This is a genomic window from Massilia paldalensis (genome assembly GCF_044901715.1).
GTDB classification, from domain to species: Bacteria; Pseudomonadota; Gammaproteobacteria; order Burkholderiales; family Burkholderiaceae_D; genus Telluria; species Telluria paldalensis.
On sequence record NZ_JBJCIU010000001.1, the window covers coordinates 2,149,253 to 2,172,659 of the forward strand.

Consider the following 23,407-nt stretch of genomic DNA (forward strand, 5'->3'; position numbering starts at 1 on the left):
ATGCCCACAACCATCACGTTTTTTCCCGTCGACAACGGGGACATGACCCTCATCAAGTTCGGCGACCTCGACGCAACCACCCTGCTGATCGACGTAAACATCAGGCAAGACGCCGACGACCCTGACGGTGAGGCGCGCGATGTCGCCAAGGATCTGCGCGACCGACTGAAGAAAGATGAGAACGGCAGGCCGTATGTCGATGCGTTCCTGCTGAGCCACCCGGACCAGGACCATTGCCGAGGCCTGACGCGGCACTTCCACCTGGGGCCGCTGGACAAGTATCCGGATGACAAGAAGGACGACAAGGACAAGAAGATCGTGATCCGCGAGATATGGTCGTCTCCGATCGTGTTTCGACGCGCCAGCAAGACGCACACCTTGAGTGACGACGCCAAGGCATTCAACACGGAGGCGCGTCGGCGCGTACAGCTGAACCGCGACAAGAATTTCGTCGTCGGGAACGGCGACCGCATTCAGATCATGGGCGAGGACATCGACGGAAAAACCGATGATCTCACCTCGATTGTGCGGAAGGTGGACACGCGCTTCTCGACGATCAATGGCAAGAGTTCCGCATTCTTCTCCGCGATTCTTCTGGCACCCTTGGACGCCCAGGACGACGAAGAAGAGGAAGAGTGCCTGGTCAAGAACCAGTCCAGCGTGATCTTGAACTTCACATTGGCCGCTGATGCTCAGACGCCGGATGGCGCAAAATTCCTTACTGGTGGCGATGCCGAAGTATTTATCTGGAACCGCCAGTGGCAGCGCCACAAGGCCGAAGCCGATGTGCTTGAGTACGACATCATGCAGGCGCCACATCACTGTTCCTGGCATTCGCTGTCCTATGACAGTTGGTCGGACTACCGCGAAAAGGCCAAACTTGATGCCGACGCTCGCAAGGCGCTTTCGCAGACCCGCAACGGTGCCGTCATCGTCGCCAGTTGCAAGCCGATCGCAGACGACGACAGCGATCCGCCCTGCATCCGCGCAAAGCGTGAATACGTAGCAATCGTGGACGAAGTAAAAGGCGACTTTTACTGCACGGGCGAATATCCGAGCGAAAAATCCGTGGAGCCCCTCGTTTTCACCGTCACCGCTCAGGGTGTGCAGCCTCCCTCGAAGAAGGAAGCCGGATCGAAGGCCGCCGCCGTGATCACCTCCGCGCGCGCGCCCATGCCACACGGGGCATCATGACGGGCACCATCGCGGACGCACTGCATCAACTTCAGCGGCACAGGGGCCTTGTCCGCGTTGGCGAGCCAAGGAAAAGTGGTGAATCGACGCAGATTGAAGTCGATGTTGCTGTTGAATTGCCGAGCAGGTCTCGGCGCAATGGCGTATCCGGGACCGGAGTGCGCTCGGTCGAGACATGCGTTCTGGTATTCGGCAGTGACTGGCCCATGTCTGCACCCAAGCCTTTCTTGCGTGCGGACTTCCCACTCAACTTGCCGCACATCAATCCTCATCGCGAAGGCGAGTTGGTCTCGCCTTGTCTGTTCGAGGGATCGTTGGACGAGCTGCTGCATCGGTTTGGTCTGGACGCCATCGTCGATCAGTTGATCGTTTGGTTGCACAAGGCCGCAGCCGGGACGTTGCTGGACCTTGAACAGGGGTGGGAGCCGACTCGTCGAGACAGTTGTCCTTCGACCCTTGTATTCAGTGCCGAGAATGTCGCGGCCGCCGCTCCCGCTGACGGCACGATTTTGGTGGTTCCCGCAGGCTACGTGACGATTGATGGCGGGCTATACGCCATCGTCAATGCCGAACTGACTGCTCAAGTCGATCCTGTGTTCTATCAGGAGGTTCACAACGACAAGTTGGGTAAATGGGGAAATGGCCATACCGCAGCCTTCATTGCGCGGGCTCCAATAACCGACGGCAACCCGCATGTGGTCGGCCACTATCAACCCGAGACGGTTGTCGATCTCGCGACGTTGCTTGATCGAGCAGCGGAACTCGGCGTCGATCGTGACGCTTTGGCTCAAGGCTTGGACGGCTACTATGGACGTTCGATTCTGGATATGCAGCAAGACTCGCGTGGCTGGACGCATGGCTTGTATGCGATTGTGATTCTGACTGTTCAAAGGCCAGCGTCGCTTGTGGGCTCACCGGGGAGAAGTATCGAGGTATTGCCCTACGTGGTGCGCTATGAACTCAACGCTCAATCGCTCCTGGAGCGAAACGCCACGGTTCACCCGGCTTTTCACGCACATGCGTTGTCTCCCGAACTGCTGGCAAGAACGTCCGGCATTCCATCTGCGGCCACATCGCAGCCGCTGGTCTTGCTCGGCTGCGGAAGCGTGGGGTCGAAAATCGCGATGCAACTGGGGCGAGCGGGTTTCGGCTCAATGACCTTCGTCGATAACGAGTCCATGTCGCCTCACAACGCGGCCCGGCATGCACTCATTGAGCGGGCATCGGTGCTGGTCCCACCTCGGAAGTCGGCGCTGATGAAGACGGCCTTTGAGTCGCTGTCGCATCTTCAATCGCAAGCGTTCGACACCGACGCAGTGACTCTCTTGGTCGATGCTGCGCAGTTTGCTGCAACCGTTCCGCAGGATGCGGCCCTCATCGTGGATGCGACAGCCTCACTTCAGGTGTTGGCCGCAGAAACGCAATCAACGGCGCTGAACCAATCCCCTGCGCGGTTGGCACGGATCGTCATGTATGGCCAGGGGCGCTGTGTCGCGGTTTTGCTTGAAGGGCCTGGTCGCGCCGGTCGGGTTGACGATCTTACGGCATTCTTGTTCGAGTGCTGTCGGTTTGTGCCGGAACTGCGGGCGTCGATTGCTGGCGATACGTCTGAGCCGACGCGTATTTTTGTGGGCGACAACTGCCGTTCACTGACGATGCCAATGTCCGATGCCGTTGTTTCGCGTTCTGCTTCATTAGCTGGCCTGCAACTGGAACGCTGGCTCGTTGGCGGACTCCCGAAGGAGGCGACGCTTTGCGCCGGGGTCTCGGATACCGAAGGCCTCGGCATGGCATGGACCAGCACCAGCCTCGGCCCGACCACTGTGCTCAACGTAGCAGACGATGGTGGCTGGAACATTCGGATTCTGCACCCTGTCGTGCAAGCGATCCATGCTGATGCGCTGCGCTGGGGCGCTCTGGAAACAGGTGGAGCCTTGGTCGGTCGTATCTCGTTTGAGAATCGAACCATCACCATTGCTGGCCTCGTGGATGCGCCGCCTGACAGCATTCGGGAGGCCGCCCGCTTCGTCCTTGGGACGAATGGGCTTGTTCAAAATTTGCGCACAGCGAATGGAACCTCTTTGGGGTATCTGGCCTTCATCGGCACTTGGCATAGCCACCCGAAAGGCGGCGCACATTCGGGCATAGACCGAAATACGTTGCGCGGCATCGCCGAGGATGCTGGCGGCCTTCCCGCCGTGTCGTTGGTATGGACTCCGACAGGACTCAGGTGTGCGGTGGATCGCTGGTAAAGGCAAAGCCGCCGGCACTTTCTTGGCATAAAACGAAAGGGATGTATGGCTGACTACTTCGAGATCGATTTTCTTGGCGTCGAAACAGCGAAAAGCGGGGATGCAATCACGCTACGCTATTCGGTGAATGGCACAGAGGGCGTGCACGTCGTTGACGGTGGGTATCTGGATACGGGAGATCAGCTCGTCGAGCACCTGAAGACGTACTATGGAACAACAGTCATCGACCATGTGATCCTCACACACCCCGATCGCGATCACGCCAATGGGCTGCGAAAAGTCCTGGAGCAATGCACAGTCAAAAATCTCTGGATCAACAGGCCGTGGATCTATGCAGATCAGTTGATTGATCGATTCGAGACCTATGAATCAGTTGAAGCACTGAGACGGAAATTGCGCTCCATCTACGATGCCACGGCAATTCTTGAGGATCTTGCGGTTGAGAAGGGAATTCCAATCCATGCCCCTCTTCAGGGGCAGAACATCGGTCCCTTCATGGTGATGGCACCCACACTAGATCGCTACTTCGACCTGATCGTGGACTCCGCGAAGACACCGGAAGCTGTTGAAGAAAGTGCTTTGGATAGCGCGCTGAGCAGCATATTCCGGGTGGTGAAGGCCGCGACCGCCTACATCAAGTCCCTGTGGGGCGAGGAATATTTTCCGCCGGAGCCTACCAGCCGTGAAAATGAAATGAGTGTGGTCCAGTCGGCTGTTCTGAACGGTCATCGTGTCATGCTTACTGGCGATGCCGGGCGTGAAGCGCTGCAAGAGGTTATTGACTACGCGCCTTTTGCCGGACTCGCGTTGCCAGGCATTCGGTATTTCCAGGTGCCTCATCATGGCGGGCGACACAATGTCTCGACTGAAATTCTGGATCAACTGGTTGGTCCACGATTGGACAGCATGCCGGACAAGCATACCTGGAATGCCATTTGCAGTTCTGCCAAAGCCGATGAGGATCACCCGCGGAAGTCCGTAATTCGCGCTGTATTGCACCGGGGTGGGCACTGGGCGGCAACCGAAAGCAAGAATCTCCGCATTGGGGCGGGCATTACCCGCGATGGCTGGGTATCAATTCCTCAAGCAGAGTACCCCGAAGAGCAAGAGAGTTGAGCGGGCAGTTTGAGCGTGACGTGCTGTTCATTGGCTTTCTGCCGCCTACGTTATGAGCGTCCCGGCGTTCCGCCGTCGGACTCGCGGGCTGCGCCCCGCGCCTCATGCCGAGTCGCGGCCACCCGGCTTTGATTCCTGACGCCTCCGGCCTTGCGGGCCTGCGCTTGCCTAACTACCAGGTACTTGCAACCTATGCATGCGATGTCGCTCTCTGAGTTTCCAATTTCTGTGCTTGAACTCCACACATGGCCGTGGTGGCGAAGATTTTGGAATCGACCGCCGGCGCTTGTACGGAAGCGGTGTGAAGCTTGGCGTGAGCTATTGGGGCTCAAGGAGTCGGCAGGAAAAAATGTGCTCCTCAACACCGCAAAATCGAAGATTTTTGATGACTCACGCCGTCGATGGGACATCCTGGACAATCTTAATCGCAGCAACTTTACTTTGCGGAGCCGATTTTCGGGCTTAGCCTCGGGCGCTAAGGAGGCTTTCCAAAGTCCTCATGGATCGCTAGTGCAAGTGACGATGGTGCCTCACTTTGAATGCGACGCAAGCGATATAGAGGGCATCTCCGCAAGCAAGTCGGCAGATATGCCACACGAAAGTGTGGATGTCTTTGGTGCCTACTATATTGATGAGCAGAATCGATATGCCAGAAAAGGAAAGCCCCCGCTCGGACTGGATGATGCGAGCTTAAAAGAGCTTTGTTCTCATGGCGAAATTCGGCTACTGCACGGACGTGGCTCCGACACGTTTAGCGTGCGAGCTTGGGATGGCCGTTTGTTCCTTGACAACAGTGGCGGATCTCACCATCTTGCGGGCGCCGTGCATGTCGCTAAGCGCATTGGCGCGCGCATTCACCTCGCCTCGAAACTCTATCTCTACCAGCGCAACCATTTGACTGTGCAATGGCTGCTCGATGGATTTCATCTGGTATTGCTCCCCAAGGATTTGGCCGGACAGATGCTATGGACTGTGAAGAGCTTGGTAGGTTCTGGTTCGAACATGGAGTTCCCGCCTGTACTGGCCGAAGGCACGCTTTTGGCATTCCCCCGGGGTTCGCAAATCGCCGAGTCCGTGATGGCAGAACTATTGAGTCAGGGGCACCACGATTTGGGCAATGATTTGAGGGAAGCGCTGACTGCGCAACAGCGGTTCTTGACTGAATCGACGGCTCTATGGACAAAGCAATTTTCATCTCCAACCTGCTGACGATGCTCTAAATGCGTGTGGTCACGTCGTTACCTATAGATCGCGAGTTGAAGCTCCACATTTCATAGGAACTTAGCGACAAAAGAGCGTCCCGGCGTTCCGCCGTCGGGCTCGCGGGCTACGCCCCATGCCTCGTACCGAGTCATGGCCATCCGGCTTTGATCCCTGACGCCTCCGGCCCTGTGGGCCTGCGCGCTGCGCTTGCCCATCCGTCGTCTCTGCGGGCGGGGTGTGGGCGGTCTTGCTGTTCCCTTCACCGTATCACGGCGTTCTCGCCGTCAAGGGCTGCGCGCGCCTTGCGCGCTTGCGTCCTGGCGGCCGTCGCTGACCCCTGACCGCTTGCGCTGCGCCGTGCTGAGGCCGGTTCCGGGCAATTCCGCCCGAGCAACCGGAGCATGATCATGTCGCAACTTTCTCTGTCTCTCGATTCCTCGCTGCTGGTGCGTGACGACCAGGGGCGCTATCTGCCGGCGACTGCCGACCAAATTCTGGAAGCTGCGCGGTACGTTATCGACCAGAAAACTCCGCGCGGGACGCTGTTCACTTCGCCGGCGCTGGTCAAGGACTACCTGCGCACCAAGCTGGCCAACTTCGAGCATGAGGTTTTCGCTACGCTGTTCCTCGACAGCCAGAACCGTCTGATCGAATACGTGGAGATGTTTCGCGGCACCATCGACCAGGCATCGGTGTATCCGCGCGAAGTCGTGAAAACGGCACTGCAACACAACGCAGCGGCCGTGATCTTTTCGCACAATCATCCGAGCGGCAATTCCGAGCCGAGCCAGGCGGACAAGCTGCTGACCCAACGCCTCAAGGAAGCCCTGGCGCTGGTGGACGTGCGCACGCTGGATCACATCGTCGTCGGCGGCGAGGCCACTACGTCATTCGCTGAGCGTGGCCTGATCTGACACAGGGGGGCTGCGGCCCCTTTTTTGCTGCGCCCGGTGGCGCAGCTACGGCCCTCGCGGGCCTGCGCTTGCTGAAGACAGGTGTGCGTAGGTGGTGGTGTGAGGCGGTCTTGCTGTTCCCTTCACCGTATCACGGCGTTCTCGCCGTCAAGGGCTGCGCGTGCAAGCACGCTTGCGGCCTCCCGGCCGTCCTTGACCCCTGACCGCTTGCGCTGCGCCGTGCTGGTGACGGTTCCGGGCAATTCCGCCTGTGTAACCGGAGATCGTCATGAACGATAAATCACATGTTTCCCTCGAACAGCACGTTTGCCTGGTCTGCGGCAAAGCGTTCGATACCGGCACCATCCTGCTCGACAAGCGCCTGCGTGCAAGCATGGAGCACCATACGAAGACGGGCTGGGGCCTATGCCCCGAGCACCAGAAGCTGGCCGACGATGGTTTCGTCGCGCTAGTCGAATGCGACCCGCAGCGCAGCGGCTCGCCGGGTGGCCGCCTGAAGCCCGAGCAGGCTTATCGCACGGGCCGGCTGGCGCACCTGAAGCATCATGTGTTCGCCAAGGTGTTCAACGTGCCGATCGAGGCCAACCAGCCTTGCGTCTTCGTTAAGCCGGGCGTCATAGAGCAGCTTGAAGCGATGGTGTCGCCGGCGACGAGCTGATCGCGCTAACAACCCGGCGCGTCGTCCTTTCGGGCGACGCGCCATTCTTTTTGCTGCGCCCGATGCCGATGCCTTCGCGCCCGCGGCGCTTCGCTTGCCTCCAGGGGAAAGCCCTGCGGGCTATCCCCGCCGCGCGATGCTTGGCGCCCCTGGAAGACCGCCGAACCGGCTGCGCCGGATCGGCCAGAAGCCAATCGCAGTCCCAGCAGCAGAAGCAATTTCTCGATGCCTTGTGCATGAGGGCTGTCCTGGGCGTGATGTTCATCGAGCATCGAAGTCAGGGCGTCCCCGGCCAAGAAGACATGGCCGGTCGCGCTGTCGTGCGCGTTGCGCATCGAGCCGCCTGCGGCGTCTCGCCCCTGACGGGCTTCCATCGTTCCCTCGCTCCGCTCGGCTGACGCCTCCGGCCCGGCTTCTAGATCCGGGCCTGCGCGCTTCGCTTGCCGTGCGGTTCGGCACATAGGGATGGCCGTTGCCATGTCCAGCCGTCTTCCCTGACCTCATCACCTTGTCTGCGACTGTAGCCCGCGCCCGTGTGCCGTCAAGGCACGCAGGGCCGTGTCCTCGGCTGCGCCTGCGGGCCGCACCAACCCTGCGCTTGCCTCCTTGACGGCACCCGTTCGCGCGCTCCTGACCGTCGCGGGCGATGAACTCAGGAAAGACGGTGGCAACAGGGCTAACCGGGTTCCTCGTGCCGACCGCACCGAACAGCTGAAAGGCTGGGCTCCGAATCTAGGAATCCGGTGTGCGGTGTGAACAGCAAACCTCTTTTTGTCAGGAGAAAGACCATGCAACTCGCATCCCGTTTCGCTTCCCGTTCCCCGGCACTGCGCAGCGAATACCCGCTGACCGATGACCAGATTCACCGTGTCGCGCCGTCCATCTTCGCGGACGCCCCGCATGAGAGCCGTTCGCAGCGGTACGCCTACATCCCCACCGCCGCCGTGCTGACCGAGCTTCGGAAAGAAGGCTTCCAGCCCTTCATGGTGACGCAGACCCGCGTGCGCGATGAAGGCAAGCGCGAGCACACGAAACACATGATTCGCCTGCGCCACGCCAGCCAGATCAACGGCGCGGAGGCTAACGAAATCGTGCTGCTGAACTCGCATGACGGCACCAGCAGCTATCAGATGCTGGCCGGCATGTTCCGGTTCGTGTGCAGCAATGGTCTTGTCTGCGGCGACACCGTGGCGGACGTGCGCGTGCCCCACAAAGGCGACGTAGCCGGCTCCGTCATCGAAGGCGCTTTCGAGGTGTTGAGCGGCTTCGAGCGGGTGAAGGAATCCCGCGATGCCATGCGCGCGATCACGCTGGACGAAGGCGAGGCCGAAGTGTTCGCCCGTTCCGCGCTGGCCCTCAAGTACGACCCCACCGACAACAAGCCAGCGCCCATCACCGAATCGCAAATCCTGATGCCGCGCCGGTTCGACGACCGCCGCCCGGACTTGTGGAGCGTGTTCAACCGCACCCAAGAAAACCTGACCAAAGGCGGATTGCATGGCCGCAGCGCCAACGGGCGCCGCCAGCAGACCCGCCCGGTGCAAGGCATTGATTCCGATGTGCGCCTCAATCGCGCCCTCTGGATGCTGGCCGATGGCCTGCGCCAGTTGAAAGCCTGAACCCTTCCGATCTTTTACCCGCCGGAGGGGCGGTTCCCCTCCATTCCCTTGTTTCACTTGATTGGAGATACACCATGAACGCCGTTACCACTACCGAAGCCCGCGCCATCCAAGCCCCCGCGCTGGAAGCTGCCGACCCGACCAAGAACCTGATTCTGGTTCCGCTGTCGCGGCTGGTGTTGCGCCCCACGGGCCGCAACGTGCGCAAGACCCCGCGCATGTCCATCCCCGAACTCGCCGCATCCATCCAGCGTGTCGGCCTGCTGCAAAACCTGATCGTGATTGCATCCGCCGATGGCGAGCATTACGAAGTCGTCGCCGGTGGCCGTCGCCTCGCCGCGTTGAAGCTGCTGGCGAAAAAGCACCGCATCAGCAAGGAATGGGAGGTTCCTTGCCTGCTGGTAGCCGATGGCACCGCCCGCACGGCCAGCCTCACCGAGAACGTACAGCGCGAAGCCATGCACCCCGCCGACCAGTTCGAGGCATTCGCCGCGCTGGTGGCCGAAGGCCGGCCCATCGAGGACATTGCGGCGGATTTCAGCGTCACGCCGCTGGTGGTGCAACGCCGCTTGAAGCTGGCGAACGTGTCGCCGCGCCTGATGGCCGACTATCGCGCCGATGCCGTCACGCTCGATCAGTTGATGGCGCTTGCCATCACCGATGACCACGCCGCACAGGAAGCCGCGTTCTACGATGCCCCGCAGTGGCAGCGGCATCCGTCCCACTTGCGCGAACGCCTGACCGAGCGCGAAATCGACGCCTACCGGCATCCGCTGGTGCGGTTCGTAGGGCTGGACACCTACGAAGCCGCAGGCGGTGGCATCCGCCGCGACCTGTTTGCGGAAGGCGATGCGGGCGTGTATCTGACCGATGCCGCGCTGCTGGAACGACTGGCGCAAACCCGGCTGGCAGGCATTGCCGCCAATGTTCGCGCCGAAGGTTGGGCGTGGGTGGATGCCACGCCGGGCGCGACCCATGCCGACCTGCACACCTTCCAACGCGCCCCGAGGGAGCGCCGCGAACCGAACAAGCGCGAAGCCGCACGCATCGAGAAGCTGCAAGCCCGGATGCACGAACTGGCCGAAGCCGTGGATGCCGCATTGGACGCCGACGACGAGGAAAAGGCCGATGCCTTGCAGGAGGAAGGCGAAGCCGTGGGCGAGCAGTTGCAAGCGCTAGAAGATGGCTTGCAAGACTACGGCGCGAACGTGAAGGCCGCAGCCGGAGCCATCGTCACCATCGACCGCAACGGCGAGGCCGTCATTCATCGCGGCCTGATGCGCGAAGCCGAAGCCAAGGCGCTGCGCACACTGGAAAGGATTCGGCAGGGTTTCGGCGGCGAAGGCGAAGCCGCGAACGACGAGGAAGGCGAGGACGGAGACGACGACAGGCAGCCCAAGGCCGCCGCCATGTCCGACCGGCTGGCGCAGAAGTTGAGCGCCCACCGCACCGCCGCGCTGCAAATCGAAGTCGCCCGGCATCCGCAAGCCGCGCTGGCCGCCGTGGTGCATGGCATGGTGCAGACCGTTTTGCAGGGCAGCCACTACGGCCACGACTTGCCGCTGGGCGTAAGCCTCAAAGTGCAAGACCGGCTGGAAGGCATGGCCCCGGACTTGCCCGAATCGCCCGCCGCCGTGGCGCTGCGCGAACTGCAACAGGTGGCGGGCGAAGCCTTGCCGGAGGACAGCGCCGAACTGTTCGCCGTGCTGCTGGCGAAGCCGCAAGATGAACTGGTGCGGCTGCTGGCCGTGTGCGTGGCTTCCACGGTGGACGTGGTGACACCCCGCGCCACGCCGCACCAGCGCGGCGCAGAACTGGCGCAGGCCGTGGGCCTCGACATGGCCGCATGGTGGAAGCCGACCGCAGAAGGCTACTTCAAGCATGTTTCCAAGGCCGTGATTCTGGATGCCGTGGCCGTGTTTGCACCGGATTCTGTAACCCGGCTGGCGAAGTTGAAGAAGGCCGACATTGCCAGCGAGGCCGAGCGGCTGGCCGATGGCACGGGCTGGATGCCCGCCATCTTCAAGGCCGCAGGCCCGCAGGATGCCGTGCAGGAAGAAGGCCCGGAGCAAAACGCCCCGGAGGATGCCGAGGCAATGGCGGATGAACCCGCCGAAGCACTGGCCGCTTGACCCGCACGGAAGGCAAGCGCCCCGGCCTCGACCGGGGCGCTTCGCTGCAAGGAGAAACCCCAATGACCCGCACCACGACCAGCCGCCCACGCATGGCGGCGACCTATGCCCCCGGTACGGTACGCGCCCGCCGCTGGCACGGCGAAGGCGACGTGCGCGGCTACCGTCCGCCTCGCGGCTGGACAGCCCGAGCCGACCTGACCGACTTTCACCCCATCACGGGCCGCGCCTTGCCGCGTGCCGTGTGGTGGATTATCGAAACCAAGGACTAACCCATCATTCACGCCAGCCCCAGTCCGTTCCGCCCTGGGGCTGGTGGTCAAAAATCCGGGCGCGGCGGTGGCCGCGCCCGGTTTCAAGGCCCAAAACCAAAACGCCCCTTCGCCGCCTTCGGGCGGGCGGCGAAGGGGCCGCGCACAAGCGGCCTTGTGCGCGAGAAACCACGAAGCCCACAAGTGCGGCGGCGCACCCCGCCGCCGGTGTTTGGACTGCGCCCCGCCGCAATGGGCGGGGCTTGTGGGGCTACGCCCCGGCTTGCTGCGGCAGGTTGTGCGAAAGCGTGCCGTCCTCGACGCTGGCGGTTCGTTGCCTGTATGTCACGAAGGACGGTTCACCGACACACCGCCCGGCCTCGCCCGATGGAGCCTCCACGCCACGCCTCAAGCATGTGCCGCGAGCTGCGGCAGGGGCGCTCCGGCCTTGTCGTCGGGGCATTGACCTGGCCCGCGTCAGGGCGCAAGCCGGTGAAGCCGTCACGCGGGGATGCCGAGTCGGCCATGTCTCCATTCGGGAGCGGTCGGCCTGTACGTCCTTGTCTTGTTGTGAATCCTGGCGGTGGCGCGGCTGCGCCTTGGGCTTCATGGCCGCAACCTTCCAGCAAAAATAATTTCCCCTGCGCTGCGCGCATTCCTCGCGGGACAAATTATTTTTGCTTCCAGGTTCTCCACTTCGTTCCGACCGCAAGCGGTGCGGCCAGCCCATCCCCGCCGGACGGATCACAACAAGGACGCACTGGCGCGACCTTGTTCAACCCGAAAGGAGAAATCATCATGGCAAACATCGGCACCTTCACCGCAGAGAAAGACGGCTTCACCGGCACGCTCCGCACCCTGACGCTCAACGTCAAAGTCAAGCTGGTTCCCAACGACAAGGGCGACAACGAGAACGCCCCCGACTACCGCCTGCAAGCGGCAAGTCATGACATCGGCGCGGCGTGGAAGAAGACCAGCGAGGCCGGACGGCCCTATGTGTCCGTGACCCTGGACGATCCTTCGTTCCCAGCCACCGTTTATGCCCGCCTGATCGAAGGCGAGAACGGCACGCACGACCTGATCTGGTCGCGCAACAAGCCCAAGGCGGCCTGACGGCCGCCCACAGCGCCCCGCCCATTGCGGCGGGGCACTGTGCTGCTCATCGCATCACCGCACGCATAGGGTTTCGGCAGTCGCTCCGCGCTGGGTACGTCCACCAGGGCCGGTATCGCATGGGTGCTGACTGGAGGGTTCGCAACCCTTGGCAGCCGCAGGCACAAGATGGCGTGTCGGCGCTGGAAGCGCCGCCGGGCTTTCGGGCTGCGCCCCGTGCCGGCTACGCCGTCACGGCCAATCGGCTTCAATCCCTCACGCCTTCGCGCCTGGCGGCGCTGCGCGCTCCGCTTGCGGGCATTCAGACGCGCTAGGGCGCGTCGCGCTCTTTCAGCACGGCCTCGAACTCCTGGCGCACCCGCGCCAGCAGTTCGTCGGCCTTGTGCGTGTCGTCGCCGGCGTAGGCCAGCGTCAACAGCGTCAGCGGATGCACTTCCATGACCTCGCACAGCTCGGTCAGCTTGTGCAGGGTCGGACTTTTCAAGTCGCGCTCCAGCGTACTCATATAGGTGCGGCTGGACACGTCGGAGAACGCTTCCTGGCTCAAGCCTCGCGCCTTCCTGACTGTCCGTATTGCCGTTGCCAATGAGTGTTTCGCTGTCACTAACTTGGTTTCCCCATAAAAACCAAGATGACAGCCCATTGCGCCCTATAGGGCTACAATCTATAGTGTTCATTCATGGCTGAAAGGCCCGCTTTCGTGCTTTTACGGAAATCCGCAGATGCGGATTCCGACAGAACCGGGGAATCGCATCCGTGTCTTTCCGGCTTCCGACAATTCCGCTTCGGCGCTTCTGTTCTTCTACGGATGCGATGGCTTGCACATCGGTGCTTCCACACGAATGCACGGATGCGTTTCGGCAGTTCTGCGCTTCGGCACCAAAGCGCATTCGCGCATCGTCGGTTTCGTGGAGAAGCTGCCCATGACCCTGCCGCTTGTCACCGCTGATGAACGCGCCCGGCTGCTGGCCCACGGCGCGGCGCTCGCCGCTGGTCAGCGGCTCGACCCGCTGCCCGTGGTGCGCTTGTTCACCCCGGACGCGCATGTGACCTGGCTGCTGGTGTCGCTCGACCCGGCGGATGGCGACACGGCCTACGGCCTGATCGACCTCGGTATCGGTATGCCTGAGCTCGGGATGGTCAAGCTGTCCGACCTGGCGGGCATCGTCGGGCCGCGCAAGCTGCCGGTGCGGCGGGATCGGTATTTCCAGGCGGTGCGCCCGTTATCGGAGTACGTCCGGCTGGCGCAGGAGAACGGCGCGATCACGGACTGATGAAAACCAGCGCGGCCTAGCCAGCCGGGGCGCATCGTGACTATTTCAATCTTGATCAAGACCGTGCAGGTCTGAATCCGCATTCTTGCACCGAAGTGGTGCGATCCTGTTGAAAACAGTCCTGATCTTGGGCGCGGGCTGCGGCACGGTGTTCGGTGCTGCGCGTCATTTTCCTGAAGGCGTAGCCGTCGCATTCAGACGATTTCCGCAACACGCAGAGCCAAATGGTCTTGACACCGACAGTTACAGCCTAACCAATTTTGATGACGACCTGATGGCATTTCGATAGTTCCCGCATCGCGGAAATCGTGGCGACGCATCCCAAACAGAGGGAGGTTTCGCCATGACTGATCGCAGCGCCGAACACTGGTATCCGACAGCGGCCTATCTCTACGTTCTGCACCTTGACGGCCCTGCGCTGGCGTGGGAATACCTGCGCCGAAATCCCGACTACCGCCGCGACTGGCTGCGCCGCCGCCGCCGGCCGGACACGGCGCAGGCGTGGGGCCTGCGCCTGCTGGAAGACCCAGCCCTGGATGCGCGCGACGCGCATCCGGCCTGGTTTCCCGATCACGATGCCGTCGTGCAGGTTTACCCGGACGATGACCCGCCACCCGAAGCCCATGCCTTCGAGTTCTGGCGCGTCCCTGGCCGCAAGCAACTGATCCACGACGGCAAGCGCCTGGTGCTGGTGTCGCATTGGCCCGGCTGCTGCCTGCGGCTCGCGCTCGCGCCGGGCCTGGAAGACGGCATGGCCTACCTCTACGCCACCCGCGCCTGCGCCACGCCCTGCGCGCGCTATCGCACGCTCGCGTCCGAGCTGGACGCATTGGCCGTGGCCACGGTTGCCACGCCTGCGGCGGCGGCCCGTTCCAGGCCCACGACGGCCGCGGTGCTGGAACTGCACACCTTGCAGACGCTCGACGCGACCCTGGCGGGCGCGTCATTGCGCGAAGTGGCCGAAGGGCTGTTCGGCGCCGATGCCGTCGCCGCCGACTGGCACAAGGACAGCGCCTTACGTGCCCGCGTGCGGCGGCTGGTACGTCGTGGCGATGCGCTGATGCGTGGCGGCTATCGCCGCCTGGCACAGCTTCCGCCGCCGTTGCAGTAGGGGGGGACGTTTCGCGTCCCCCGTAGATCGTCCCTTAGCAAGCAGCCTCGCTTTCTTGAAAGTGCCTCTAACCGGCCGCGTGGTGTGGCCGGGCTTGATGGAGGTACATCCCATGCGACCCGCTCCCTTGCGGCCTGCCGCCGCTGCTGTCGCTGCGCCTGCGCAGCCCCAACGCTACCTGACCAACGACGAAGCCGCCGAGTACCTGCGCCTGTCGCCACGCACGCTGGAGAAACAGCGCGTGATCGGCGGCGGCCCGAAGTTCCGCAAGTTCGGCCGCCGCGTCATGTACGCGGTGTCCGACCTCGATGCCTGGGCCGACCAGCGCAGCTACGAGGCGACTTCCGACCCGGAATATGCCGAACGCCACGCGGGCGATTACCGTGATGGCCGCTGATCGCTGGCGCGTGGGTGGCCGTCGCCATGTCCAGCCCGCCAGGGCAAGCCTTGCAGCGCGAACAGCTCGACCTGTTCCGCGCGCTGCCGGGCGACATGGCACCCCGCGACAGCCAGGACTTGATGGCCTTTCCGTTCTTCTCGCTGGCGAAGTCGCGGCGTACCGCGCCGATCGACTTCCGCGCCGGCGGCATCACCATCCGCGTGGAGGGTACGCAGGAGCACGGCATCGCAACGATATGGGATGCCGACCTGCTGATTTGGGCCGCCTCGCAGATCGTGGAGGCGCGCGACGCGGGCTTGCGCCCGTCGCGCTGGATACGCGCCACTCCCTACGAGATCCTGCGCTTCATCGGGCGCGGCACGTCTCTCAACGACTACCTGCGCCTGAAAGCCGCGCTCGACCGGCTGCAATCGACCACGGTGGCCACGTCCATCCGCGAAACCACGGGAAGGCGATTGCATCGCTTCTCGTGGATCAACGAGTGGAAGGAACTGGCCGATGCCAGCGGCGTGCCGCTGGGCATCGAACTGATCCTGCCGGACTGGTTCTATGCGGGCGTGCTCGATGCCGCCTTGGTGCTGACCATCGACCCAGCCTATTTCCGCTTGAAGGGCGGGATCGAGCGCTGGCTGTACCGCCTGGTGCGCAAGCACGGCGGCAAGCAGCCGGGCGGCTGGCAATTCGACTTCCGGCACCTGCACCGCAAGTCGGGCAGCGCTGCGCGCTTCTCCGACTTCGCTTACGACCTGCGCGTCCTGGTGGCGCGGCAGTCGCTGCCCGGCTACGTCCTGGGCATCGAGCGAATGCCGGACGACGGACAAGAACTGCTGACCTTCCGGCCCGTGCTGCACACGGCACGGGGATAACTCGTGGAAAAGGTGTGGACGGCCTCGTGCTATCAGGAGTACCGGGTATCGTGCTATCGGGAGTACGCCTATCGTGCTATCAGGAGTACGAAAACGCCGGAAAGCCAATAACGGCGCGGGTTTGCGGCCCCTCTAACTTCCCTAACAAGAAATACATAACTTTTAGTAGAAGCGCGCCGTTTCGGTGGACAACCGAGAAACGGCACGGCGAACAGCGTTTTGCACGGCAGGTAAAGCCCGGCTTTCCAGCAGGGAGGGCCGCGCCATGATCCTCGCTCTGCTCAACCAGAAAGGCGGTGTCGGCAAGACCACGCTCGCCACGCACATCGCGGGCGAACTGGCGATGCGCGGCCAGCATGTCGTCCTGCTCGATGCCGACCCGCAGGGTTCATCCCTGGACTGGACGCAGCGCAGAAGCCAGCAAGGCTTGCCACGGCTGTTCAGCGCCGTGGGCCTCGCACGCGAAACGCTGCACCAAGAGGCACCAGAACTCGCCAGGCGGGCCGATCACGTCATCATCGACGGGCCGCCGCGCATCGCCGCCTTGGCGCGCTCCGCGCTGCTGGCGGCCGAGCGCGTGCTGATCCCGGTGCAGCCCAGCCCCTACGACCTCTGGGCCAGCTCGGAAATGGTTTCGCTGATCCGCGAGGCGCAGGTGTTCCGGCCGCTGCTCCGCGCGGCCTTCGTCATCAACCGGCGCGTCAGCACCACCATCATCGGGCGCGAGGCGCGGCAATCGCTCGCCGAACAGCCGCTGCCCGCGCTGCGCTCGGAGGTGCATCAGCGCATCGTCTTCGCCGACAGCGTGGCCGCTGGCCGGCTCGCACGCGAGACAGCGCCCGACAGTGCCGCCGCCCGCGAAATCACCGCCCTGGTGGACGAACTGCTGCGGTGGCCGACATGACAGCGCAGCAGCCACCCAACAGCAAACGCACGGGCAAGCGCGTCGGCATCGGCGCACGTCCGCCCGCGAATCCGCACGCCGAGGCGTGGATTCGTCAGGGCGATGCCGACGCGCTGGGCAAAGGCGACCTCTACACGGCCCGCCTCACGCTCGACATCACGCCCGCCATGCGGGCGCGCATCAAGGTGTCGGCCTTCACGCAAGGCGTGACCGTGGCCGACCTGCTGCGCGGCCTGCTGGAGCGGGAGTTTCCGCCGGAGAACACACCATGAACGCATTCGCTTGGCCTGCCGCGAACGCGGCACCGGCTGCGCCGCTGCCTGCGCTTTCGGCACTCGCCGGACAGGCCGGCAATGTGCCGCTGACGCGCGTTTCGCTGGCCTACCTCGAACATCGCTTCAAGCTCTACCTGCGCTTCGGCGAACCGGCGCGCACGCTTCAGCTCGACCGCTGGCGGCGCTGCGCGGTGTTCCTGCCGGGCGCGATGCTCTGCCGCATCCGCTGGCAGGCCAACGACTACGGCACGATCCGCTGGCAACTCATGGTGATGCAGGCTTGCACACCGCTGGACGCGGCGCAGCGCATCCCCGGTGTTCAGCCGGGCGCGCGCTTGCTCCTACACACCGAAGGCGATGCCAACGTGCGCGCCGTGCTGGAGCGCATCGACGGCATCGAGGCGCTGGGCATCGCTGCCATCGACGTGTCGCCGGCGTACTGGCGCACGCTGGGCAACCGTCTTGCGGCTCGCCTTGCGCTGCCTGAATACACCACCGAGCGGCATACCGCCTGGCTGGCCGGGAAGGTGCTGCCATGACCGCCCCGACCACCACACCCAACGCGCCCGACGTGGCGCCGCGTCCTCGCTCACGCCTGCGCGCTCGCATCGTGCTGGCGACACTGGCCGCCATCGGCTTCGCTGCGCTGGCCTGGGCGGCTTTCGTGTCGCCGCTGCCGCGTCTGACCTACAACCCGTCCGACAGCGTGGCGGTCGGCTGGTATCGCATTGACCCGTTCGACCCGCGCACCGCCTCGCTGCCACGTCCGTTGTCCGTGGACAGCATCGTGCTGGTGCCGCTTCCGGCCACGGCTGCCGCGCTCGCTGCGCAGCGCGGCTACCTGCCGACGCGCGTTCCGCTGCTCAAACGTGTGGGCGCGGTCGCGCCGCAACACGTCTGCATCGTCGCCGGTCAGGTACGCATCGACGGCGTGCCTTCGGCCGCCGTACTGCCCGCCGACCGGCTGGGCCGGGCGCTGCCGTCCTTGCAGCTTTGCCGCCGCCTTGAACCGGGCGAACTGCTCCTGTTGAGCGTGACGAATCCAGCATCGTTCGACAGCCGCTATTTCGGCCCGGTCAGCGCATCCGCCGTGATCGGCGTTGCGCATCCGGTGTGGCCGGAGATACGCCCATGATGGCCGCCGATTCGCTGCGCTCTGACGTGCCATCGGGCATGTCGTTCTGCTGGCTGCTTCAGTGTCGCTGCGCCTGTCGTGCCGGTGCATTCGCACCGCACGTCGCGCAGCATCCGGCGCAGCCGTCCAACGTTCAGGCGTCTTGCCTCGAACGCGCCCGGCCTGCGGCCATTGGCGCTTTCGCCGGCGCGCTGTCTGTTCACGCAGCAGCGCCGCCGGGCCGCCGTTGCCTGGAGCGACAGCGAAGGGCAAAGGCGGAAGGCAAGACAAAAGGACGCGGCACCTGGCCGCGTCGAAAGCCAGTCAGCACATGGGGGGAACGCGGCACGGAGCGGCTTCGCCACCGTGCCGCGTTTGGCGCGAGGGTCGCGCCAATGCTGGCATGTCCGCGTGCTTCGCACGACAGGACACGCCCAAGCTTGCGGGGAGCGCAGCCATGACCGACAGCCGCGACGACGACTTTCGCGTGCGCCCCAGCGCCCCGAAGAACCGGGGCAAGGGCCAGGGGCAGAGCTTCGTTTCCAAGGTGCTCAAGCAGGCCGGCAAAGCCAGCAGCGGCAAGTCGGCAGTACGCCGTCCTGGCGCGGCTGGCACCGGCCAGCGGCCCGGCTCTCGGCTCGGACGTGGCCACACGGCGGCGCGCTTCGCCGGGGCGAAGCTAATGCCCATGTCGCGGCGCGTGACCATCAAGACCTTGCTGGTCAATCACCAGCGGGCCAGCCCGCAATCGCTCGCCAAGCACCTGCGCTACATCGAGCGCGACGGCGCGGGTCGCGATGGCGAACCGGGCCGGGGCTACGGGCCACAGGCCGACGAAGCCGATCTGGACGCCTTCAAGGAACGCTGCGCCGACGACCGGCACCATTTCCGCTTCATCGTCTCGCCCGAGGACGGGGCCGAGCTGGACGACCTGCGCACCTACACCCGGCATCTGGTGAGCCGCATGGAAGCCGACCTGGGCACGCGGCTGGATTGGGTGGCGGTGGATCACTGGAACACCGACAACCCGCACACCCACCTGATCGTGCGCGGGCGCGACGACACCGGCAAAGACCTCATCATCTCGGGCGACTACATCGCGCAAGGCTTTCGCCATCGCGCCGCCGAACTGGCGACCGAATGGCTGGGGCCGCGCACCGAACTGGAGATCCAGCAGACCTTGCAGCGCGAGGTGGAGCAGGAGCGGTGGACGAGCCTGGATCGCACCCTGCAACGCGAGGTCGGCGAGGACGGCCGAGTGCAGATCGAACGCTTCAACGAACCGCGGCTGCAACGCCAGCGCCTGCTGCTAATCGGCCGCCTGCAACGCTTGCAGCGCCTGGGCCTGGCCGACGAAATACAGCCCGGCACCTGGGCCGTCTATGCCGACGCGGAAGAGACCCTGCGCGCCCTGGGCGAGCGTGGCGACATCATCCGCACCATGCAGCGGGCCATGCGCGGCCAGCCGCGTGAGCTGGCGGTGTTCGAGCCGGGCGACGATGGTCGCAGCCTCATCGGCCGCGTGGCCGCGAAGGGGCTTGCCGATGAGTTGCACGACCGAGGCTATCTGATCATCGACGGCACGGACGGTAAGGCCCACTACGTTGCACTGAACGCCCGCGACGAACTGGCGAACTATCCCACGGGCGCTGTGGTAGAGGTGAAGGGTTCGACTGAGGTGCGCACGGCCGACAAGAACATCGCCTCGCTGGCGAGCGATGGCCTGTACCGCACCGATCATCACCTGGTAATCGAGCAGGGCCGGGCTACGCCCGGACGCGACCCGCAGGAAGTCGTCGCCGCTCATGTCCGGCGGCTGGAAGCCCTGCGCCGGGCTTGCATCGTGGAGCGCGTGGCCGAAGGGCTATGGAAGGTACCGGACGACCTGGCCGAGCGTGGCCGCCAATACGACGCGCAACGGCTGGGCGATGTAGCCGTAGAGCTGAAATCACACCTTCCTATTGAACGGCAGGCCCGCGTCATCGGCGCGACTTGGCTTGACCAGCAACTGATCGGCGGTGGCCGTGGGCTGGGCAACTTGGGCTTTGGCGGTGATACCAAGCAGGCCATACAGCAGCGAGCCGATTTCCTCGAAGAACAGGGGCTGGCACAGCGCCGCGGGCAGCGCGTCATCCTCGCGCGCAACCTGCTGGGCACGCTACGCAATCGGGAACTAGTGCAGGCCGCGAAAGACATTGCGGCGGAAACCGGCCTAGAGCATCGCCCGGTGGCCGACGGGCAGCGCGTAGCCGGTATCTACCGGCGTTCCATTATGCTCGCCAGCGGGCGCTACGCGATGCTCGATGACGGCATGGGGTTCAGCCTTGTGCCGTGGCGGCCGGTAATTGAGCCGCGACTGGGACAACAGCTTGCCGCAAAGGTTATCGGCGGAAGTGCCTCTTGGGAACTTGGACGAAAGCCCAGTATCGGTATCAGTTAGATATCAAGGGAAGCTGAGTACCAGGCGCAGTCTGCTTGGCTGCTGTGATTCTTCTTAGAGATTCAATCAATGCCATAAACTCCTTGGATTGCCTCAGTGCTTCGCCTCCCGCAGTTTGCAGGTCCAAGACATCCGTAGCCTCGATCGTGAAGGCTGTGGGCACGCGCAGCAGCGAATGCCGGATCTTGTCGTCCGGCACGTCGTTCAGACTTACGCTTACTACGTAGATTTCTGCGTCGGCCGCAAAGGGGCTGTCCGCTTGGCCACGGGTGCGGACAATCTCGGAACGCCAGTGTTGCAGGTCGTCGTTAAGCATGGCCAGCGTCACCTGGGTCTCGCGAGCGCCGGCACCGAAGATCAGCGACTCAAGTACTTGCGTCGTGCTGGGAACTCGGTCGCTACTGTCCACTCTCTCGCTCAGTCCTCGTTCGGAGTTCACCGTCACCAACACGAGTCGGCGCAAGCTTCCGGGCTTGACCTCCGAGAAATTGGCGCTCATTGAGCCCGAAGCTACTAGCCGGTCTAGCATCAGACGTACGCCGAGGTTGTCGGAGACACCACCGTCCACGAGGTGGATATAGGGCCGATCGTGCGCATTGAGGTAGCTGTCTATGCCGCTTTGCAGGATGCGTGATCTGTAATTTTGCCCTCTGACAGGCAAAGATCGGAGAGGCGGCGGACAGGTATTGGCGTTGTTTCGCACCGTTACGGGCGACAGCACCAGCGGTACTGCCGACGAGGCCGCCACCGCGAAAGACAGCGGCGTTGCATCGAGGTCGGAACAGATTAGCCGGAATTGCTCGGTGGTGAAATCGAAAGGGGCACCGGTCGTGAGGTCGGTTGCCGTGATCATCAGTTCGGGCGCGCCCGGTCGTCGGCGCACGTCACCAAAGGTGCGGCCTTCAAAAAGTTCGTCCAAGCGTTGAGCCAGGATCTGGCTGCGCCCAAACCAAGGTGAAGTTAGTCTATAAAGACGCTCAGGCCACAGAGCTTCACGTATGAGTCGCCCCTCAAAAGGCACAAGCAGAAAATCCGGCTCGAAACGAGTCAGCGTGGCATCGCCGAAGGCCGCGAAGTGCGCGGCAAGGATGCTGCCCCCCGACACTCCGCTGACCAGGAACACCTGATCCAACAGAGTGGTCTCCTGGCCCTCTAGCGCGAAGCGTGTGGCCTTGAGTTCGCGCAGCACGCCCAGGCCGAAGGCCGCCGCCCGAGCGCCCCCGCCTGACAGTGTCACCGCTACAACCACCGGTTGGTTGACCTCCGACGGCCTGATGCGTTGGTCGTTCTCGGCGAGAGACATTAAGGCGGCGTCGGAAAGTGTCGGGTTGATCCAAGGACGGTAAGTGGAACACCCTGTCAGAACTACCGTTGCCAGCACACCGGCCAAACTCCATCGTGTGAATTTACACACCTCCAGGCGCTTTACCTCTGCAAGCAGCACCACGCAGCGTTTCGAATAGACAAGAACGAGAAACGCCGGCAATTTTGCGACGAAGCAGAGCCACTCCAGAATGCTGCAGACGTTACAAGAACGGCACCCTACGAATCCCCTTGATGAGGCTCCTCGCGATCCGCGCGAAGTTATGGAATAGCAGCTATTCACGAGCCAGCACTTCTCCAAGCGCTATTGATCCGTTCAAGGCAGGTGGTGATTGCAGACTTTGCATGCCCGAGCAGTGTGTAGGAGCCTTTGAAATCCGCGAGAGCGTTGCCGTGCTCGAAGCAGCTAGCAGCAGCCACCCGACGATCTGTTTGTTCATCTACTGCCTCAAACTCCAAACTAGCTCCCCCAGTTGTCACTGGTCCAACAAGCAACGTCGTTAGGGTGTTGACTGCTCTATTGGGCGTCTCAATGGTCGTAATTGCCACACGCACACGTATGCGGCCTGACGATGCGGGAGCTTCGGACTTAGTTTGGAGATGTCGCAGTTCACTGTTGACGTGATCGAGAAGCTCTCGCACTTGCTCAGCTTCAAGCCCACCTATGCGTCCAGTTGCCGTCACTACCTGAGCATCCTCGACTAATATTTCCCGGTAACGACTGGGTTCAAAGCCTGGCGCCTTGAAGAGCAGAACATTTTCGTACTTCGTTTTTCCCAATACATCGTAATCACCAAGAAACCCTGATCGAGTCATTCCGTTTGAAGCACAGCCAGATAAGGTTGCCGTGAGGCCTGCCAGCAGCACAAAATGGATTAATGAAATAGGGCGTTTCATATATATTTTCATTTATCCCATTTTCAGACAGACGATGCCAGCAACAACCAGCGCAATTCCAACCCAACGTATCAAGGAGGCGGTATCGCCGAACACATACACGCCCACGAAAAACGCGCCCAGCGAACCGATGCCGGTCCAGACCGCATAAGCTGTTCCTATGGGGATCTGTTTAAGAGATAACCATAGGAAAAAGCCGCTGGCTGCCATACAGGCAACTGCAATCGCCGGCCCCACGTAGCGCATCGCTGCATTGGCCGCACCCATCTTGAGGCCTAGTGGCCAACCGATTTCGAACAGGCCGGCAATCAGTAGAACCAACCATGGATTCCATGACAACGGGTTCATATA

The 23,407-nt window shown here is 63.0% G+C and carries 24 protein-coding genes; 19 read left to right on the top strand and 5 right to left on the bottom strand.

Annotation, left to right across the window (positions count from 1 at the left end; genetic code table 11):
* The 6 genes from mblB (at nt 1) to ACI1V7_RS09410 (ending at nt 7,337) form a co-directional block, all read left to right on the top strand.
* The gene (gene mblB, locus ACI1V7_RS09385; protein WP_023110661.1) at nt 1-1,194 is read left to right on the top strand and encodes an anti-phage 6A-MBL system MBL-fold protein; all 1,194 of its coding nucleotides are present in this window, start codon (nt 1-3) and stop codon (nt 1,192-1,194) included.
* The gene (gene cap2-3 / locus ACI1V7_RS09390; protein ID WP_014703516.1) at nt 1,191-3,446 is read left to right on the top strand and encodes an anti-phage 6A-MBL system cap2_3 protein; all 2,256 of its coding nucleotides are present in this window, start codon (nt 1,191-1,193) and stop codon (nt 3,444-3,446) included. Before mblB ends, cap2-3 begins: the two co-directional genes overlap by 4 nt.
* Before the next feature lie 45 nt (nt 3,447-3,491).
* A complete protein-coding gene (locus tag ACI1V7_RS09395; protein ID WP_014703517.1) occupies nt 3,492-4,562 on the top strand; it encodes a ComEC/Rec2 family competence protein in 1,071 nt (356 codons plus the stop codon).
* 351 nt (nt 4,563-4,913) lie between these two features.
* Entirely contained in the window at nt 4,914-5,771 is an 858-nt protein-coding gene (locus tag ACI1V7_RS09400; protein ID WP_270798158.1) for a DUF6685 family protein, read from the top strand.
* A 401-nt stretch (nt 5,772-6,172) separates the two neighbouring features.
* Complete coding sequence (locus tag ACI1V7_RS09405; RefSeq protein WP_014703519.1) at nt 6,173-6,679, top strand: JAB domain-containing protein; 507 nt, start codon at nt 6,173-6,175, stop codon at nt 6,677-6,679.
* Nucleotides 6,680-6,947: 268 nt separating this feature from the next.
* Nucleotides 6,948-7,337 (top strand): hypothetical protein, encoded by a 390-nt coding sequence (locus tag ACI1V7_RS09410; protein ID WP_014703520.1) that lies wholly within the window; start codon nt 6,948-6,950, stop codon nt 7,335-7,337.
* 5 nt (nt 7,338-7,342) lie between these two features.
* Here ACI1V7_RS09410 and ACI1V7_RS09415 read toward each other — a convergent pair whose 3' ends face one another.
* Nucleotides 7,343-7,711 carry a hypothetical protein gene (locus ACI1V7_RS09415; RefSeq protein WP_014703521.1) on the bottom strand — a complete coding sequence of 123 codons (369 nt, stop codon included), beginning with the start codon at nt 7,709-7,711 and terminating at the stop codon, nt 7,343-7,345.
* 414 nt (nt 7,712-8,125) lie between these two features.
* Between ACI1V7_RS09415 and ACI1V7_RS09420 the strand changes: the two genes are divergently transcribed.
* The 4 genes from ACI1V7_RS09420 (at nt 8,126) to ACI1V7_RS09435 (ending at nt 12,452) form a co-directional block, all read left to right on the top strand.
* Nucleotides 8,126-8,956 (top strand): DUF932 domain-containing protein, encoded by an 831-nt coding sequence (locus tag ACI1V7_RS09420; RefSeq protein ID WP_023110659.1) that lies wholly within the window; start codon nt 8,126-8,128, stop codon nt 8,954-8,956.
* A 74-nt stretch (nt 8,957-9,030) separates the two neighbouring features.
* Nucleotides 9,031-11,088, top strand: a complete 2,058-nt coding sequence (locus tag ACI1V7_RS09425) for a ParB/RepB/Spo0J family partition protein (protein ID WP_014703524.1) — start codon at nt 9,031-9,033, stop codon at nt 11,086-11,088.
* 62 nt (nt 11,089-11,150) lie between these two features.
* Entirely contained in the window at nt 11,151-11,360 is a 210-nt protein-coding gene (locus tag ACI1V7_RS09430; RefSeq protein ID WP_023110658.1) for a hypothetical protein, read from the top strand.
* A gap of 777 nt (nt 11,361-12,137) precedes the next feature.
* Nucleotides 12,138-12,452 (top strand): DUF736 domain-containing protein, encoded by a 315-nt coding sequence (locus ACI1V7_RS09435; RefSeq protein WP_014703526.1) that lies wholly within the window; start codon nt 12,138-12,140, stop codon nt 12,450-12,452.
* Nucleotides 12,453-12,762: 310 nt separating this feature from the next.
* On the opposite strand, the gene ACI1V7_RS09440 is transcribed toward ACI1V7_RS09435, so the two are convergent.
* Nucleotides 12,763-13,056 carry a helix-turn-helix domain-containing protein gene (locus tag ACI1V7_RS09440; protein WP_064717570.1) on the bottom strand — a complete coding sequence of 98 codons (294 nt, stop codon included), beginning with the start codon at nt 13,054-13,056 and terminating at the stop codon, nt 12,763-12,765.
* Nucleotides 13,057-13,375: 319 nt separating this feature from the next.
* On the opposite strand from ACI1V7_RS09440, the gene ACI1V7_RS28355 reads away from it, so the two are divergent.
* The 9 genes from ACI1V7_RS28355 (at nt 13,376) to ACI1V7_RS09485 (ending at nt 20,836) form a co-directional block, all read left to right on the top strand.
* On the top strand, nt 13,376-13,726 hold the full coding sequence (locus tag ACI1V7_RS28355) for a DUF2958 domain-containing protein (RefSeq protein ID WP_028699139.1): 351 nt from the start codon (nt 13,376-13,378) through the stop codon (nt 13,724-13,726).
* Between the two features lie 343 nt (nt 13,727-14,069).
* Nucleotides 14,070-14,837, top strand: coding sequence for a DUF2285 domain-containing protein (locus ACI1V7_RS09450; protein ID WP_004883055.1), 768 nt, complete (start codon nt 14,070-14,072; stop codon nt 14,835-14,837).
* Between the two features lie 112 nt (nt 14,838-14,949).
* Nucleotides 14,950-15,234 carry a helix-turn-helix transcriptional regulator gene (locus ACI1V7_RS09455; protein WP_004883058.1) on the top strand — a complete coding sequence of 95 codons (285 nt, stop codon included), beginning with the start codon at nt 14,950-14,952 and terminating at the stop codon, nt 15,232-15,234.
* Nucleotides 15,235-15,260: 26 nt separating this feature from the next.
* Nucleotides 15,261-16,103 carry a replication initiator protein A gene (locus ACI1V7_RS09460; RefSeq protein ID WP_004883059.1) on the top strand — a complete coding sequence of 281 codons (843 nt, stop codon included), beginning with the start codon at nt 15,261-15,263 and terminating at the stop codon, nt 16,101-16,103.
* Between the two features lie 265 nt (nt 16,104-16,368).
* Nucleotides 16,369-17,007, top strand: a complete 639-nt coding sequence (gene parA, locus ACI1V7_RS09465; RefSeq protein WP_004883061.1) for a ParA family partition ATPase — start codon at nt 16,369-16,371, stop codon at nt 17,005-17,007.
* Complete coding sequence (locus tag ACI1V7_RS09470) at nt 17,004-17,279, top strand: hypothetical protein (RefSeq protein WP_004883063.1); 276 nt, start codon at nt 17,004-17,006, stop codon at nt 17,277-17,279. The genes parA and ACI1V7_RS09470 overlap by 4 nt, the downstream gene beginning before the upstream one ends.
* Nucleotides 17,276-17,821, top strand: a complete 546-nt coding sequence (locus ACI1V7_RS09475; protein WP_004883064.1) for a DUF2840 domain-containing protein — start codon at nt 17,276-17,278, stop codon at nt 17,819-17,821. The genes ACI1V7_RS09470 and ACI1V7_RS09475 overlap by 4 nt, the downstream gene beginning before the upstream one ends.
* Nucleotides 17,818-18,417: a S26 family signal peptidase gene (locus ACI1V7_RS09480; RefSeq protein ID WP_004883067.1), complete on the top strand. Its 600-nt coding sequence runs from the start codon at nt 17,818-17,820 to the stop codon at nt 18,415-18,417. Before ACI1V7_RS09475 ends, ACI1V7_RS09480 begins: the two co-directional genes overlap by 4 nt.
* A gap of 436 nt (nt 18,418-18,853) precedes the next feature.
* On the top strand, nt 18,854-20,836 hold the full coding sequence (locus ACI1V7_RS09485; protein WP_275213735.1) for a relaxase/mobilization nuclease domain-containing protein: 1,983 nt from the start codon (nt 18,854-18,856) through the stop codon (nt 20,834-20,836).
* Here ACI1V7_RS09485 and ACI1V7_RS09490 read toward each other — a convergent pair.
* From ACI1V7_RS09490 to ACI1V7_RS09500, 3 genes are all read right to left on the bottom strand, one after another.
* Complete coding sequence (locus ACI1V7_RS09490) at nt 20,829-22,283, bottom strand: patatin-like phospholipase family protein (RefSeq protein ID WP_196636953.1); 1,455 nt, start codon at nt 22,281-22,283, stop codon at nt 20,829-20,831. The two genes, ACI1V7_RS09485 and ACI1V7_RS09490, sit on opposite strands and share 8 nt — an antisense overlap.
* A gap of 155 nt (nt 22,284-22,438) precedes the next feature.
* A complete protein-coding gene (locus tag ACI1V7_RS09495; protein WP_004883071.1) occupies nt 22,439-23,056 on the bottom strand; it encodes a DUF3313 family protein in 618 nt (205 codons plus the stop codon).
* A 12-nt stretch (nt 23,057-23,068) separates the two neighbouring features.
* Entirely contained in the window at nt 23,069-23,404 is a 336-nt protein-coding gene (locus tag ACI1V7_RS09500) for a DMT family transporter (protein ID WP_004883073.1), read from the bottom strand.
* Nucleotides 23,405-23,407 lie beyond the last annotated feature (3 nt).